The sequence below is a fragment of the Mesorhizobium sp. M8A.F.Ca.ET.208.01.1.1 genome (genome assembly GCF_004791315.1).
GTDB lineage: Bacteria > Pseudomonadota > Alphaproteobacteria > Rhizobiales > Rhizobiaceae > Mesorhizobium.
In genome coordinates this window covers 84,072-99,263 of record NZ_SRUT01000006.1, presented here as the reverse complement: position 1 = coordinate 99,263, position 15,192 = coordinate 84,072, and the positions used below count along the sequence as shown (strand labels likewise).

Annotated in this window: 16 protein-coding genes; 10 read left to right on the top strand and 6 right to left on the bottom strand. The window is 63.2% G+C overall.

All coding sequences use genetic code 11. The features are described 5' to 3' along the window. The first annotated feature begins 55 nt into the window (after positions 1-55). Positions 56-460 (top strand): VOC family protein, encoded by a 405-nt coding sequence (locus EN851_RS24445; RefSeq protein WP_135862569.1) that lies wholly within the window; start codon positions 56-58, stop codon positions 458-460. A 93-nt stretch (positions 461-553) separates the two neighbouring features. Here EN851_RS24445 and phhA read toward each other — a convergent pair whose 3' ends face one another. Next, the gene (gene phhA / locus EN851_RS24440) at positions 554-1,390 is read right to left on the bottom strand and encodes a phenylalanine 4-monooxygenase (protein ID WP_135930145.1); all 837 of its coding nucleotides are present in this window, start codon (positions 1,388-1,390) and stop codon (positions 554-556) included. A 139-nt stretch (positions 1,391-1,529) separates the two neighbouring features. On the opposite strand from phhA, the gene EN851_RS24435 reads away from it, so the two are divergent. The 3 genes from EN851_RS24435 (at position 1,530) to EN851_RS24425 (ending at position 4,219) form a co-directional block, all read left to right on the top strand. Next, positions 1,530-2,006 carry an Lrp/AsnC family transcriptional regulator gene (locus EN851_RS24435; RefSeq protein WP_135882734.1) on the top strand — a complete coding sequence of 159 codons (477 nt, stop codon included), beginning with the start codon at positions 1,530-1,532 and terminating at the stop codon, positions 2,004-2,006. A gap of 108 nt (positions 2,007-2,114) precedes the next feature. Next, a complete protein-coding gene (bchE, locus tag EN851_RS24430; RefSeq protein WP_135930144.1) occupies positions 2,115-3,683 on the top strand; it encodes a magnesium-protoporphyrin IX monomethyl ester anaerobic oxidative cyclase in 1,569 nt (522 codons plus the stop codon). Positions 3,684-3,760: 77 nt separating this feature from the next. Next, a complete protein-coding gene (locus EN851_RS24425; RefSeq protein WP_127276034.1) occupies positions 3,761-4,219 on the top strand; it encodes a RidA family protein in 459 nt (152 codons plus the stop codon). Positions 4,220-4,246: 27 nt separating this feature from the next. Here the strand turns inward: EN851_RS24425 and argB are convergent, their stop codons facing one another. From argB to EN851_RS24410, 3 genes are all read right to left on the bottom strand, one after another. Continuing rightward, positions 4,247-5,140, bottom strand: a complete 894-nt coding sequence (argB, locus tag EN851_RS24420) for an acetylglutamate kinase (protein WP_127276050.1) — start codon at positions 5,138-5,140, stop codon at positions 4,247-4,249. Positions 5,141-5,300: 160 nt separating this feature from the next. Further along, complete coding sequence (locus EN851_RS24415; protein WP_135930143.1) at positions 5,301-6,800, bottom strand: amidase; 1,500 nt, start codon at positions 6,798-6,800, stop codon at positions 5,301-5,303. Between the two features lie 110 nt (positions 6,801-6,910). Further along, a complete protein-coding gene (locus EN851_RS24410) occupies positions 6,911-7,339 on the bottom strand; it encodes an SgcJ/EcaC family oxidoreductase (RefSeq protein WP_135930142.1) in 429 nt (142 codons plus the stop codon). Positions 7,340-7,522: 183 nt separating this feature from the next. On the opposite strand from EN851_RS24410, the gene EN851_RS24405 reads away from it, so the two are divergent. From EN851_RS24405 to msrB, 4 genes are all read left to right on the top strand, one after another. Further along, on the top strand, positions 7,523-8,062 hold the full coding sequence (locus EN851_RS24405; protein WP_135930141.1) for a sigma-70 family RNA polymerase sigma factor: 540 nt from the start codon (positions 7,523-7,525) through the stop codon (positions 8,060-8,062). Beyond that, positions 8,059-8,781 carry an anti-sigma factor gene (locus EN851_RS24400; protein ID WP_127280229.1) on the top strand — a complete coding sequence of 241 codons (723 nt, stop codon included), beginning with the start codon at positions 8,059-8,061 and terminating at the stop codon, positions 8,779-8,781. Before EN851_RS24405 ends, EN851_RS24400 begins: the two co-directional genes overlap by 4 nt. A gap of 219 nt (positions 8,782-9,000) precedes the next feature. After that, positions 9,001-9,558 carry a fasciclin domain-containing protein gene (locus EN851_RS24395; RefSeq protein ID WP_135930140.1) on the top strand — a complete coding sequence of 186 codons (558 nt, stop codon included), beginning with the start codon at positions 9,001-9,003 and terminating at the stop codon, positions 9,556-9,558. Positions 9,559-9,787: 229 nt separating this feature from the next. Then, a complete protein-coding gene (msrB, locus tag EN851_RS24390; RefSeq protein ID WP_135882740.1) occupies positions 9,788-10,291 on the top strand; it encodes a peptide-methionine (R)-S-oxide reductase MsrB in 504 nt (167 codons plus the stop codon). A gap of 222 nt (positions 10,292-10,513) precedes the next feature. Here the strand turns inward: msrB and EN851_RS24385 are convergent, their stop codons facing one another. Both EN851_RS24385 and EN851_RS24380 read right to left on the bottom strand, forming a co-directional pair. Beyond that, positions 10,514-12,070 (bottom strand): DHA2 family efflux MFS transporter permease subunit, encoded by a 1,557-nt coding sequence (locus EN851_RS24385; protein ID WP_245520811.1) that lies wholly within the window; start codon positions 12,068-12,070, stop codon positions 10,514-10,516. A 113-nt stretch (positions 12,071-12,183) separates the two neighbouring features. Next, entirely contained in the window at positions 12,184-13,374 is a 1,191-nt protein-coding gene (locus EN851_RS24380; protein ID WP_135917044.1) for an HlyD family secretion protein, read from the bottom strand. Positions 13,375-13,502: 128 nt separating this feature from the next. Between EN851_RS24380 and EN851_RS24375 the strand changes: the two genes are divergently transcribed. Both EN851_RS24375 and EN851_RS24370 read left to right on the top strand, forming a co-directional pair. Beyond that, on the top strand, positions 13,503-14,222 hold the full coding sequence (locus EN851_RS24375; RefSeq protein WP_135862562.1) for a TetR/AcrR family transcriptional regulator: 720 nt from the start codon (positions 13,503-13,505) through the stop codon (positions 14,220-14,222). 147 nt (positions 14,223-14,369) lie between these two features. Next, positions 14,370-15,191 (top strand): tetratricopeptide repeat protein, encoded by an 822-nt coding sequence (locus EN851_RS24370; protein WP_245520802.1) that lies wholly within the window; start codon positions 14,370-14,372, stop codon positions 15,189-15,191. Position 15,192: the final 1 nt, after the last annotated feature.

Here is a 15,192-nt window from a genome sequence, read left to right as displayed (position 1 = left end):
GTCAAACGGTACTGGACTGACTAGTACCTGTCAACGAAGGCGAGGCTTTAGACCGATGACCAAGATGATCTTCATAAATCTGCCGGTGCGCGATCTGCAGGCAGCCACCAATTTTTATCTCGCGATCGGGGGCACGCTGAATCCGCAGTTCTCGAGCGACCAGGCCAGCTCGATCATGTTCTCGGACTCCATTGGCGTCATGTTGCTTTCGCATCAGTACTACAGCCAGTTCACCGAGCGGCAGATCGGCGACCCCAGGCGTGAAAGCCAGATGCTGATCGCGCTCACCGCCGACAGCAAGGACGACGTCAACGCCATGATCGAGAAGGGCGTGGCGGCGGGCGGACGCGCTGATCCCAATCCAGCGCAGGATCTCGGCTTCATGTTCAACCGCCACATCGAAGACCCCGACGGCAACGTCTGGGAGTTCATGTGGATGAACCCCGCCGCCCTGCAATAGTCTGTCTGGATCAAAGCATCTGAAGCGCGTCGCGTCGAAACGGAGTCATGCGACGCGCTTTAGGTCTTTGTTTTTATGTCGTATTCCCAAAAACTAGACCGTCGCCGGGTCGAGCGCCGGCTGGCTCTTGCGGCGTGCGACGATCGCCTCGAAATCCGCGCTCTGGAAGGCGTCGCGCAAGGCGTCGAAGGACGGCAGCACGAAATAGGCGCGCTGGAACTTGTCGATCTCGTAGCCGGTGCGCATCACCGTTTCCAGGTCGAACGGCACATGATGGGCGTCCTTGCCCTCCACCGCGAATTGCAATTCGGTGAACGACGACATCAGCCCGGCGCCGAAGGCTTTCAGCGGCTGGCCGGCTTCCCGCATCAGGCCATACTCGGCCGTATACCAGTAGAGCCGGGTGATCATCTCGTCGCCGCCGAGCGTGATGATGTCGCCGGCCTTCTTGCCATACATCTGCATGAAATCGGCGAACACCGGCTGCGACAGCACCGGCACATGGCCGAAGAAGTCATGGAACATGTCCGGCTCGACGATGTAATCGAGTTCCTGCCTGGTGCGCAGCCAGTTGGTGACCGGGAAGCGGCGATTGGCGAGGTGATCGAAGAACGGGGCCGCCGGAATGAGGCCGGGCACGGCGACGATCTCCCAGCCGGTCAGCTTGCGCAGCCTGGCGCTGACGTCGGCGAAATCGGGAATGGCGTCGAGCAGGCCGAGCTTCTCCACGCCGTCGAGATAGGAATGGTGGGCGAGCTTGCGCGTCAGCCTGGTCTGGCGGTCGCACAGCGTGCGCCACACCGCCTGCTCCTCGGCGCTGTAGTCATAGCCCTGTGCCACGGTGAAATCGGCGCGGCAGACCGAATAGTCGCCGCGCAACCCTTGCGCCGCGCAGTCGCGGGCATATTCGGCAACGCTCATCGTCGTCATATGTCTCTCCCTCGCAAAGCATCGATGGCTGCGGTGTGGAAAGTGTAGCCCGACTTACCGAGGCAAATTGGTTTTGATCGTAGATCGAGCGGCATATTCGAGATAACATTCACTCAAAATCGACACAAGGAGAGTGAAAATGCCTCAGTTCGATGATTTCGAGATCAGGATGCTCGATGTCCTGCAACGCGACGGGCGCAAACCTGTCTCCGAGCTGGCGCAGGAGATCGGCCTCTCCACCACGCCCTGCGCGCGGCGCTTCGAAGCGCTGCAGGAAGCCGGCATCATCAAGGGATTTGCCGCCGTGATCAGCCGCCGCGCGGTCGGCCTGATGGTCGAGGTGTTCATCCAGGTGCGCCTCGTCAGCCACAGCGACGGCTCTCCCGAAAGCTTCATTGCCTCTGTCCAGCGCATGGACGAGGTGTCGTCGTGCTGGACGATGACCGGCGACCACGATTTCCTGCTGCATGTCATGGTGCCATCGGTCGACGAGCTCAACGCCTTCGTCATGCATCGGCTGATGCGGCTCGAGGGCGTGCGCGACGTCCACACCCAGCTGGTGCTGCAGAACATCAAGGGACCCGGCCACGTGCCGCTCGCGCATCTCAGGCGCTGACAGCGCTCACTCTTTTCTGCGGAAAAGCTGCGAGCAAACTGCTGAAACGGGCCAACCGGGCGGCACGATCTCCGGCCAGCATGCGGACCAACGTCCTGGAGGTCCGCTATGAAAATCGTCCTGATCAATCCGCCGCACACCGCCATCGGCAGCCGCGTGCCCGACGATCACCTGCCACCACTCGGCCTGCTGGCCATCGGCGGCCCGCTGGTCGACGCCGGCCATGAGGTGCGGCTCGTCGATGCCGAGTTCGGGCCGATGCCGCTCGCCTCGGTCGTCGTGGAAGCCCTGAAGGACTGTCCCGGCTTCGTCCTGATCGGCCATTCCGGATCCACTTCTGCGCATCCGGCCGCCTTGTTAATCGCCGCGATGATCAAGGCGCGCGAACCGGCGACGATCGTCATCTATGGCGGTGTCTTCCCGACCTACCACTGGCGCGACATCCTGGCCGAAACGGACGTTTTCGACTTCATCGTGCGCGGCGAGGGCGAGGCGACCGTGGTGGCGCTGGTCGAGGCGGTGGAAATGCGCCAGCCGCCGGCAAGCGTCGCCGGCATCGCCTATCGCGACGATCTGCGCCGGCCCTTCGCCACCCAGGCGGCGATGACCATCGCCGACCTCGACGCCTACCGCGTCGGCTGGGAACTGATTGACGTCAGCAGATACAGTTACTGGGGCGGCAAGCGCGCGGTGGTCATGCAGTTTTCGCGCGGCTGCCCGCATCTGTGCAATTATTGCGGCCAGCGCGGCTTCTGGACCCGTTGGCGGCATCGCGATCCCAAGAAATTCGCGCAGGAGATCGCCTGGCTACACCGCGAGCACGGCGTCGAGCTGATCAACCTCGCCGACGAGAACCCGACCGTCTCGAAGAAGGCCTGGCGCGCTTTCCTGGATGCGATGATCGCCGAGAACGTGCCGGTGCTGATCGTCGGCTCGACACGCGCCGACGATATCGTGCGCGACGCCGACATGCTGCACCTCTACCGCAAGGCCGGTGTTATCCGCTGGCTGCTCGGCATGGAAAACACCGACGAGCAGACGCTGCGACTGATCCGCAAGGGCGGCAGCACCTCGTCCGACCGCGAGGCGATACGGCTGCTGCGAACGCACGGCATCCTGTCGATGGCGACCTGGGTGGCCGGTTTCGAGGATGAAGGTTTTCGTGATCTCTGGCGTGGTTTCCGCCAGCTCATCGCCTATGATCCGGACCAGATCCAGGCGCTCTATGTGACGCCGCATCGGTGGACGCCGTTCTTCCGCATCGCGCGGGATCGCACGGTCATCCAGAAGGACGCCCGCCTGTGGGACTACAAGCACCAGGTGCTGCAGATGACGCGGCTCAAGCCATGGATGCTGTTCTTCTCGGTCAAGCTGATCGAACTCGCCGTGCAGTCGCGGCCGAAGGCGCTGGCGCGCATCCTGTTCCACCCGGATCCCGAGCAGCGGCATTCGATGCGCTGGTACACCAAAATGGGCCGCCGCGCCTGGTTCCGCGAGGTGTGGGGTTTCCTGGTGACCGACAACCGGGTGAAAGGCGGCCCGACGCTCGCCGAATTCTGGGGCGCGCCGCAGGATGCGGAGGAAGAGTCGATGACCTTTCAGCGCCCGGCGAAGAGACCAGTAACGGCGCCTGCCGCCGAGCAGCATGCCTTTGGCGTCTCACCGCCGCCGGCCTGAACCGTCTCGCCCTGGCCGCCAGCGGACCTCGCGCTAATTTCTGGCGATCGGACGATGGTGACCAGCAGGAGGAAGCGATGAAACTTGTCACGCATAAGAAGATGAAAGGTGGCCGGCCTATGCCTTGGGGGAAAGGCACCGTCGTGACCGGAGCCAAGGGGTATGTCTTCCTTGCCGGCAATACAGGCACGGCCGAGAATTATGACCCGTCGAGCGGCAAGGGGGGCGCCGTCGGCGACGCGGCGACGCAATGGCGTTCCATTCTGACGAACATCAAATCGGATCTGGAGGAGCTCGGCAGCTCGCTCGAATATCTCGTCAAGATCACCCAGTACGTCAAAGGGCCGTTTCCCGACGGAGGCGCGCTGAGCTCCCCAAATTTCCGGCTGGACGTGATGGACGAATTCTTCGCCGAGCACTGCCCGAAGCACTGCAGCTACAACAATCCGCCGCCCTCGGAAGTGATCGGGGTCGCCGCGCTCGCGCAATCCGATCTCGTCATCGAGATCGTGGCCGTCGCCGCTCTGCCGGACTGAGGATGCCGGGCTCCGAAGCGCAAAATGTCAAGGCACGATCAGTGTACCGGCGCCGTGTTCGGTGAAGAGTTCGAGCAGCACCGAATGCGGCGTCTTGCCATTGAGGATGACGACGCCCTCGACGCCGCGCTCGATCGCCTCGATGCAGGTCTCGACCTTGGGGATCATGCCGCCCGAAACCGTGCCGTCCTTGATCAGCGCCTTCGCCTCGGTGACCGTCAGCTCGTCGATCAGCTTCTTGTTCTTGTCGAGCACGCCGGGCACGTCGGTGAGGAACAGCAGGCGCGAGGCCTTGCATGCGCCGGCGATGGCGCCGGCGAAAGTGTCGGCGTTGATGTTGTAGGTGTGACCGTCGCGGCCGGGCGCCACCGGCGCCAGAACAGGGATCATTTCGGAACGGGCCAGCAGGTCGAGCAGCGTGCGGTCGACCTCGACCGGCTCGCCGACGAAACCGAGATCGAGCACGCGCTCGATGTTGGAATCGGGGTCGATCATGGTCTTGCGCGCCTTTTCGGCGAACACCATGTTGCCGTCCTTGCCGCACAGGCCGATCGCCCATTCGCCCTCGGCGTTGATCAGTGCGACGATCTCCTTGTTGATCGACCCGGCCAGCACCATCTCGACGATCTCGACCGTCTTCTGGTCGGTGACGCGCAGGCCGCCCTCGAACTTGGATTCGATCCCCATCTTGTTCAGCATGGCGCCGATCTGCGGGCCGCCGCCATGGACGACGATCGGATTGACGCCGGACTGCTTCAACAGCGCGATGTCGCGGGCGAAGGCCTTGCCGAGCTCGATGTCGCCCATGGCATGGCCGCCATATTTCACCACGACCGTCTTGTGCTCGTAGCGCTGCATATAGGGCAGCGCGCGCGACAAGAGTGCGGCCTGCATTTCGGCGGTGGCGGCGACGTCCGTCATCGGCGTGGTTCCCTGGCTTTTGGTTTTATGCATGCCGTTGTCCCCAAACCGCTGGGCACTTTTGGGCGACATGCATCAGGTAAGGACGGCGGCGTCTTAGCGGGAATTGACGCGAGCCGCAAATGGCATTGCTGTCATATTCGAGCCGTTCACGGTGTCGTCATTGTGACGGCACCATCAGCGGCGCACGCCGCTTCAGCCAGCCCGAGATCTTCTCCATCTGCGCGGCGAGCGACAAAAGCGTTTCCTCGTCGCCCGGGCGGCCGGCGGCCTGGATGCCGAGCGGCAGGCCGGCGTCCGTGACATGGACCGGTAGCGCAATCGACGGCTGGCCGCTGACATTGTGGATTGCGGGCCAGTGCGTGAACCAGAGGCTCTTGTCCATCAACTGGCCGAACAGTGGTTTGATCCTGAGCAGCGCCGTGAGAAGCAGCTTGTCGACCAGGGTTTCGATCAACTCGTCGGCGCCTTTGGGATCCATGGCGCCGCAGGCAAGCGGCGGGTGCGCGATGACGGGCATCAGCACCGCATCATAGCGCGCAGTGTCCTCGATCAGGCGGCGCGAGGCGGCATGCAGCCGCTGCAGGCCGGCATAGACCTCGCCGGCCGAGACCATTTCGCCCAACCGGCCGAGCACCCGCGTGGCGCGCTCGATGTCGCCCGTCACGGAGCGGCCGACGCGCAGCGCTTCACCCCGCAACGAGCCGGCAACGGCGGAGGCGACCGTCGTGCAGAAATCGGCGAAGAAATCGCGGCCGATGAAGGGCAGCTCGATGTCCTCGACGGTATGGCCGCCCTCACGGGCGAGCGCCACGGCAATGTCGAGCGCCTTGAGCGTCTCGGCCGAAATCGGCAGGCCGAGCGGCGACTTGCGGTAGACGGCCAGCTTGAGCTTGCCGGGATCGCGCGCGGCAGCGGCCGCGAACGGACCCTTTGGCGGCCGCGCGGCATAAGGCGCCAGCGCATCTGGACCATGAGTGAGGTCGAGCAGCAGCGCACAGTCGCGCACCGAGCGGGTGACGGCGTGATCGACGACCATGCCGTACCAGCTTTCGCTTACCAGCGGCGACAGCGGGACACGGCCGCGCGAGGTCTTGAGACCGACAAGGCCGCTGCAGGCCGAAGGCACGCGGATCGAGCCGCCGCCATCCGACGCATGCGCCGCCGGCACGACGCCGGCGGCGACCAGGGCTGCCGAACCGCCCGATGAGCCGCCGGTGGTGTGGCCGGTATTCCAGGGATTGCGGGTGATGCCGAAGGCTTTGGATTCCGTCATCAGCCGCAGCCCGTGCTCGGGCGAGGTCGAGGTGACGACCGGGATCAGCCCGGCGGCGAGATAGCGGTCGGTCATCACCGAATTGAAATCGGGCACCCATGCGGGAATGCGGCTGCCGCCATGCGAGGGCACGCCCTTGGCGGCGATGCCGAGATCCTTGATGGCAAAGGGGACGCCGGCCAGCGGCAAGGAGCGGTCGATGCTCTTCGCCCGCGCCCGCGCGGCGTCATAGAGCGTTTCGGCCGTGGCATTGATTTCGGGGCGAGTGGCCTCGGCGCGGGCGATTGCCGCTTCGGTCAATTCGATCGCCGACACGTCGCCCTTGCGCACCAGAGCGGCGAGGCCGGTCGCGTCTTCTTCCCAAAGGATTCGTTCGACCGACATGCGCGCTCCCCCGTTGCCGCCAAGCTAGTCAGCGGCGATTCCGTTGGCAATCCAGGCCAATAATGTCTCAGTTTGGAATTTGAGCGGCGAGTTTTTGTAAGACGCCTATCTCATAGAGTTGGAGGGGGAGCAACCGCCCCCGGAACAATGTCGGTATTCTGGGCAACCTTTATCCGCCAGCCCGACGGTTCTTCCTTCACAACAACCAGAAGCAGAATGCCTTTTCGCGTTCCGGCGGATGAGCCGTCCGGAGCGGATGCACCAGTCAGGATCCATGTATAATGCACCGATGCAATGCCGGAAGATAATTCAACAACTGACGAGACGGCACCTTCTAATCGGCTGTCACGAAACATGGTTTCATGAGTTGCGCGGTGCGCCCTTTCGATCTCGGTGTGGTTCTTCCACCACATGCCCACGACATTGACAAAATTAGCGTCGTCGGCGAACAGCGCCGCGAAGTCGTCCATGTCATGTCTATTCCAAGCATCGGCAAAGGCAGTCGCGACATCCTCAGGTTTGGCGACTACCAATCTCATGCCAAATCCCCCTTGCTTTCCGCTAAAGTGTAGCATGTCGGGGTCATCGCCTCAAATGCGATTGCCAATCTTTGAATTCAAACTGGGACACAGCCTCGAGGCAGGTGTGCGGACGCCGGAACTTTAGGCGCGCGGAATATTTCCGCGTTGCAAATACATCGCAATTGCCTAATTTGGACCCGCATGACGCCGCAGGACATCACCAAGCTGATCGTTCGGACTTCGATGAAGGATCGGGCTGCGTTCGACCTGCTGTACCGGCAGACCAGTGCGAAACTTTTCGGCGTGTGCCTTCGTGTATTGAACGACCGGGGAGACGCGGAAGAGGCGTTGCAGGAAGTCTTCGTCAAGATATGGACGAAGGCGGATCGTTTTGCCGTCTCCGATCTGAGCCCGATCTCCTGGCTGGTGGCGATCGCGCGCAACCATGCGATCGATCGCATCCGAGCGCGGCGCAAGCCTGCAGTCGATATCGATACCGCGCTCGACCTGGCCGATCCGGCGCCGGGACCAGAAGCGATGGCGGTGGCGGGCGATGAGACCGAACGCATCCACCACTGTCTCGATGAACTGGAAAAGGACCGGGCGGCGGCCGTCCGCGGCGCTTATCTCAAGGGCGAAAGCTATGCCGAACTGGCGGAACGTCACGGCGTGCCGTTGAACACGATGCGTACCTGGCTGCGCCGCAGCCTGATGAAGCTCAGGGAATGCCTGGAAAGATGACGCTGGCAGAGGACAATGGACCGGAACGTGGAGGCGACGACCTGTTCGCCGCCGAATATGTTCTTGGCGTTCTGCCGGCGGAAGAGCGGCAGATCGCATCCAGGCGCATCGACAGCGAGACAGAGTTCGCGCGGCTCGTCGATGGTTGGGAAGTTCACCTCTCGCCGTTGGGCGCCGGCTATCCGGAGATCGAACCGCCGGCTTCGGTGAAGCCGGCGATCGACCGCCGGCTGTTTTCATCCACCGCCGCCGCGCCCGCCGAACCGCGCGCCGGCCTGTGGTCCAGCCTCGCCTTCTGGCGTGGTCTCGCCGTGGCGGCTGTTGCCGCGCTGGCGCTCTATGTCGCCGTTCCCTACGTCAATCGGCCGGCTGAACAGCCGCAGGCGCGACTGGTCGCCTCGCTGGCGGCCGACGGCAGTGATGTCAAATATCTCGCCGTCTATGATTCCGAACGGCATGAAGTCAGCCTTTCGCATGTTTCCGGCGCGCTCGCCTCCGGCAAGGACTTCGAACTGTGGATGATCGAGGGCAAGAACGCGCCGGTCTCGATGGGCGTCATCCCGGCCGGCGCGACGGCGCACATTGGGGTCTCGCCCGCCACGCAGCAGAAACTCGCGCAGGGTGCCGTGCTGGCCGTCAGCCTCGAGCCTGCCGGAGGCTCGCCGACCGGCCAGCCGACCGGCCCCGTTGTTGCCGCGGGCGATCTGAAGGGCATCTGATCGACCCTTCGGATTGTGACAAGGTAGAAATTACCCAGTCTATCTCCATCACATATGTCTAATAGGCCCGTAAGCCGGCAAACCGCCGTGCTCGAAAGATTTATCCCGCAATGCAGATAAATCTAAAAACCAGGAAATAGTCTGAAACTCACGCATCTGTGTTCCGTATCTCCTCGGGTCCCCAAAAATGGGAAGAGAAACCCGAGGAGTCCAGATATCATGCGTAGATTCGCCACCCTTTTGCTCGCCGGTACGATCGCTGTCTGCGCGCTTGCCACGGCTGCTTATGCTGAAAACCCGATGGTCGGCGGCGCCGCCATGTTTGCCAACAAGACCATCGTCGACAACGCCGTCAATTCCAAGGATCACACGACGCTGGTCGCCGCCGTCAAGGCCGCCGGCCTGGTCGAGACGCTGCAGGGCGCCGGCCCGTTCACCGTCTTCGCGCCGACCAACGAAGCCTTCGCGGCACTGCCGGCCGGCACGGTCGACACGCTGCTCAAACCCGAGAACAAGGACAAGCTCACCAAGATCCTGGCCTGCCACGTCATCGGCGCCAAGGCGATGGGGGCGGATGTGGCCGCAATGGCCAAGGCCGACGGCGGGACGCACAAGGTCAAGACGGTCGGCGGCTGCGAGCTGTCGCTCAAGGCCGATGGCGGCAAGGTCACCGTCACCGACGAGAACGGCAATGTCGCCAATGTGACGATCGCCGATGTCGAACAATCCAACGGCGTCATTCATGTCATCGACAAGGTTCTGCTCCCGAAAATGTGATGGGACCGAAAATGTAACAAGGCGCTTGCCGCGGACGAAACAGCAGGCAAGAGCTCTCTGTCGATCGCGTCGTCTCGCTCCCGTGATCCGCAATCGGCACGCCTGCTCCGCGCCGTTCCACGGTCAGCCGTGAACGGCGCGGAGTGTCGTTTGAGGGCAACCGTCACCGGCTTTTGACTTTTGCGTGGCGGGTATAGTTTGGCAAAACGGACGACAGGAGGAACTGGTCATGAACCGTCGCGACTTTCTTTTGAGCGGTGCCGCCGCGATCGGCGTCGTCGGTGCCGCGGCAATGGTGCTTCGCATGGGCAGCCCGCAGGCCGCCCAGGCGGCCGAGAAATTCGAGGTCACCAAGACCGACGACGAATGGAAGGCCATCCTGTCGCCGGCCGCCTTCGACGTGCTGCGCAAGGAGGGCACCGAGTATCCAGGCACCAGCCCGCTGCTCAACGAACACCGCAAGGGCATCTTCGCCTGCGCCGGCTGCGACCTGCCGGTCTATCCCTCGGAGACGAAATTCGATTCCGGCACCGGCTGGCCGAGCTTCTGGCAGGAGATCGCCAATGGCATCGGCAAGACCGAGGACCGGTCGCTGGGCATGACCCGCACCGAAGTGCATTGCCGCCGCTGCGGCGGCCATCTCGGCCACGTCTTCGACGATGGCCCGGCGCCGACCGGCCTGCGCCACTGCATCAACGGCGTCGCGCTGACCTTCAAGCCCGCCACCGCCTGACGCTAGAGCAGTTCAGCGATTGGTAGAATCGCTGAACTGCTCTAACTATTTGTTTTTACGCAATTCCGGACGGAAAACCGCTACACACTTTTCCTGGAATTGCTCTAGCAAGGGCAATAAAAAACTCCGGGCTTTGCGGCCCGGAGTTTTTTGCGCTGTCAGCGTTTCAGGCGTGGACTGGAGGAGCTTCCTGAAACCGCTGCCGCGTATGGTTCTTTTGTTTCAGTGCCCGCCGCCTCCGCCACCACCGGGCGCGGCCGGCTTCCTGATCAGCATGGTGAACAGGCCAAGCGTCGCGAACAGCACCGTGAGCATGTAGAACACGTCCATGAAAGACAGCAGCGCCGCCTGTTGATGGACCATGCCCGACAATTTGGAGATCGCCGCACTGGTAGCGTCCAGGCCTGATGTCTGCTCGAAGTTGAGCGTCATGTTCTGCAGCTTCTGCTGGGCCGCCGCGCTGCCCCACTGCACGTGCTCGCCGAGCCTTGCGTAGTGGAAGGCATTGCGGTCGATCAGCACGGTGTTGATGAGGGCAAGGCCGACCGCACCACCGAGATTGCGGGTGAGGTTGAACAGGCCGGATGCATTCTTCAACCGGTCCGGCGGCAAGGTGCCGAGCGCGATGTTGTTGATCGGCACCATGCACAGCATCATCGAACAGCCGCGCAGGATCTGCGGGATGAGCAACTCATAAAAATCCCAGTCGGCGGTCAGGTGGGTCATCCACCATGTGCCGGTAGCGAAGCCGAAGAAGCCGATCATCATCATCAGCCGCAAATCCATCTTGCTCGACAGGATGCCGGAGATGGGCGCGGTGAAGAACATGGCTAGGCCGCTGACGAACAGCGCTTCGCCGATCATCATCGAATCGTAGCCGCGGATGCGCCCCAGGAAGACCGGATAGAGATAGGTCAGGCCATAGAGGCCGATGCCGATGACGAAGGAAAACAGCGAGCCGAAGGCGAAATTGATGTTGCTGAACGCCTTGAGGTCGACGATCGGTTCCTCGGCGGTGAAGACACGCCAGAAGAAGATCACCGCGCCGATGGTCATGATGATGGCGCAGATGAACACGGCCTGGTCTTGCAGCCAGTCGTTGTTCGGACCCTCTTCCAGCACGTACTCCATGCAGCCGAGGAAGGCGGCCATGCCGGCGAGGCCCCACCAGTCGAACTTCGAGAACAACTTGAGATTGGGCTTGTCGAAATCGATCAGCGACCAGGCCGCGGTCGCCACCAGAATGCCGGGCACGACATTGACCAGGAACAGCCAGTGCCATGAAAAGGCGTGGCTGATATAGCCGCCGACGGTCGGGCCGATGGTCGGCGCCAGCGTCGCCACCAAGCCGATCATCGGCGAGACGATTGCGCGGCGCGACGGCGGGAAGATGGTGAAGGCGGCGGCGAAGACGCTCGGGATCATGCCGCCGCCGATGAAGCCCTGCACGGCGCGGTAGACGATCATCTGGTCGATGTTGGTGGCGGTCGCGGCCAGCGCGCTGGCCGCGGTGAAGCCCGCGGCCGCGACGGTGAACAGCACGCGCGTCGACAGCATCCGGCTGAGGAAGCCCGACAGCGGGATCATGACCACCTCGGCGATCAGATAGGCTGTCTGCACCCACGGGATCTCGTCGGAACTGGCGCTGAGGCCGGCCTGGATTTCGGCCAGCGAGGCCGAGACGATCTGGATGTCCAGGATCGCCATGAACATGCCGAACACCATCGCCAGGAAGGCAATGACGCGTCGCGTCGAAATCGTGTCGGGAACCGCCGGCATGGCCGGTGGCGATCCTGCGGTGATGGTTGCGGTTGCCATGTCCTAAGCCTCCTTGAGGCAGGCCGGGCGGCCAGGTGCTTCAATCAGCCACCAAGCCGCCCTCCGAAAAGCGATTAGTTACTGGTCGCGGCAGGCGCCGTGCGGCTGTCGACGGCGACGACGACGCTCAAGCCCGCGCGCAGCTTGCCGGTTTTCAGCGCATCGGCCGGCACGTCGATGCGGACCGGCACGCGCTGCACCACCTTGGTGAAGTTGCCGGTGGCGTTTTCCGGCGGCAGCAGCGAGAACACCGCGCCCGACGCCGGCGCCAGCGAGGAGACGGTTCCCTGGATGGGGTGGCCGTCGATGGCGTCCACCGAGATGTTGACCTTTTCGCCGGGAACCAGCCGGGCAAGCTGCGTCTCCTTGAAGTTGGCGACGATGTAGAGCTTGTCCATCGGCACGACCACGGCGAGCTTCTGGCCGGGGCTGACCAGATCGCCCTGTTCGACGGAGCGGTTGCCGACGACGCCGTCATACGGCGCCTTGAGCACGGTGAAAGAGAGATCGCGCGCGGCCTTGTCGCGGCCGAGCTGCAAGGAGGCAAGCGTGCTCGCCGATTCGGCACGCTGTGCCTCGAGCACGCCGATATTGGCCTGCGCAGCGGCGATCTGCGCGTCGGCGCCGACGAGAGCGGCCTTGGCCTGGTCGAGCGCGGTCTGGGCGTCGTCCAGCTGTGCCTGCGTGCCGACATGCGTCTTGACCAGTTGCGCGGCGCGCTGCTGGGCGCGGCCGGCATTGTCGGCGGCGGCCTGGTCGGCGACCTTCTGCGCCTGCGCCTGCTGCAGGGAGGCCTGCGCGGCCTTGGTCTGCGCGTCGATGCGGTCGAGCGTCTTGGCCAGCGTGGCGATCTGCGCCTCGGCCTGGGCAACGGCGATCTTGTAGTCGCCGGCATCGATCGTCAGCAGCGGATCGCCGGCCTTGACCTGCTGGTTCTCGCTGACCAGGAGCTGATCGACATAGCCGGAAATTTTTGGCGAGACGAACGCCATGTCGGCCTGGACATAAGCATCGTCCGTGGAGATCATGAAGCGGCCCGTGGTCCAGTAATCATAGCCGTACCAGGCGCCGCCGCTCAAAAGGGCAAGGCCGATGATCGGCAGCAGGAAAGAGCGCACCGAGCGCTTCTTCTTGGCCGGAGCTTCAGCCTCCGGCGGCGGTGCGACGACTGGCTGGACATGCACATCGGGCGCTTCCGTCGCCGGGGCAACCTTGGCGTTGGGGAAAGGGCGGACTTCGGCGGTGACGGACGTATTCGAGGACATGACATCTCTCTAAAGTTATAATACTGAACCGTTCGGTTCGATCTGGGCGTTGACATAGCGCGTAAAGAGGACCATATCAAGGGGCAATCGAACCGGTTGGTTCGAATTATTTTCGGGGTGTGATTTTTATGGTTGAGACTGTGCGCAACGCCGAAGCCGACCAGTGCGAGGATCTGCTGGATGGTCTGCGCCGTGGCCGCCCGGCAGCCGGACAGGATCCGGTCAAGCGCAGCCAGATCATCGACGGTGCCCGCCGCGTCTTCATCGAAAAGGGCTTCGAGGCCGCCTCGATGAACGACATCACGCGCGAGGCCGGTGTCTCCAAGGGCACCATCTATGTCTACTTCGCCAACAAGGAAGAGTTGTTCGAGGCGCTGATCGAGGAAGAGCGCGGCACCATCTTCAAGAACATGTACGACATGCTCGACCGCGCCGACGATTTGCGCCAGACGCTGGTCAAGTTCGGCAAGGTCCTGTCGATGAAGATCACCTCGGCCAGGGTCATCCAGGCGCAGCGCACGGTTATCGGCGCCTCCGACAGAATTCCGGACATGGGCGCGCGTTTTTACGAACGCGGGCCCAAGCGCGGCCATGACAAGGTGGTGGTCTTCCTCAACGCCGCCATCGAGCGCGGCCTGCTCGAGATCGACGATGTCGACCTCGCCGCCTATCAGTTCACCGAACTGTGCCTGGCCGGTCTTTTCCGGCAGTGCATCTTCGCCTACCGCACCAAGGCACCGACCCAGGACGAGATCGATCACATTGTCCGGTCGGGCGTCGGCATGTTCCTCAAGGCCTACGGCACCGAAAGGCTGGCAGAGGAAGAAAACAGCTCACACTCGCCCTGACAGGAATCTCCGAAACGGCCGTCCAGTGGCCGATTTTTTGCGGAGGGCGGCTTGACCTCAAGGCGCGGAGCGTCAACGTCTGGATCTGGGTAGAACCGATCATTCGGCGGGAATGGTTCTCGTTCGCGAGCGTGAGGGCAGATCGGGATGGGCGTTCCGAAGCTCCAGAATCAGATGCGACGCATCGTGGCGGACTTCAACGCCGGTCGCCACGAGCAGGCACGGCTGCTTTGCGGGGAGGCTCTTCGCGAGGCGGCTGACGACCCTGCCCTCAACCACCTTATGGCTGCCGTTCTTTTCGCCAAGGGAGAGATATCGGAAGCCCGCGCCCATATTCAGGCAAGTCTGGCGATCCGGGCTGACAACGCATCCGCCCAATTGCTCGCCGGCCGCTTGGCGCGGGCGGCGCGGGATTTTGACCAAGCACTGTTCCATCTCGCGCGCGCGGCGGAATTGGCGCCTGGCGCCGCTGTGCTCATCGAGCAGGGGCGCACGCTCGATGAGGCAGGCGACCGGGCCCATGCGCTCGAGGTATGGCGACAGCTGACACTTGCCGATCCCTTTTCGGCGGAGGCGGCAGCACGCCTGGGCCGCATGCTGTTCGAGGACGGAATGCCCGCCGATGCGGCACCCTTGCTGGAGCGGGCCGTAAAGGGAAGCGCGCCCGCGTCGGCATGGTTCGACCTCGCCCTTGTCAGGCAGGATCTGCATGATCATGTGGGGGCAGCGGCCGCCTATCGCAAAGCGCTGGAGATACGCCCCGACGACGCCGAGGCGGCGGTCAATCTGGGGGTAGCGCTTCAGGAAGCGGGCGATATGGACGCCGCGATCGAGGCCTATCGAACGGCCTACGGGCAGCGCGCCACAACCTTTGGCACCATCGCGATGGCCCTGACGTCAGCGCCGCACGGCAAGCTTTGGATCGATCGCGAAGCGTTGAAGGGCTTGCTTGGTAAAAACAAAAATTAGG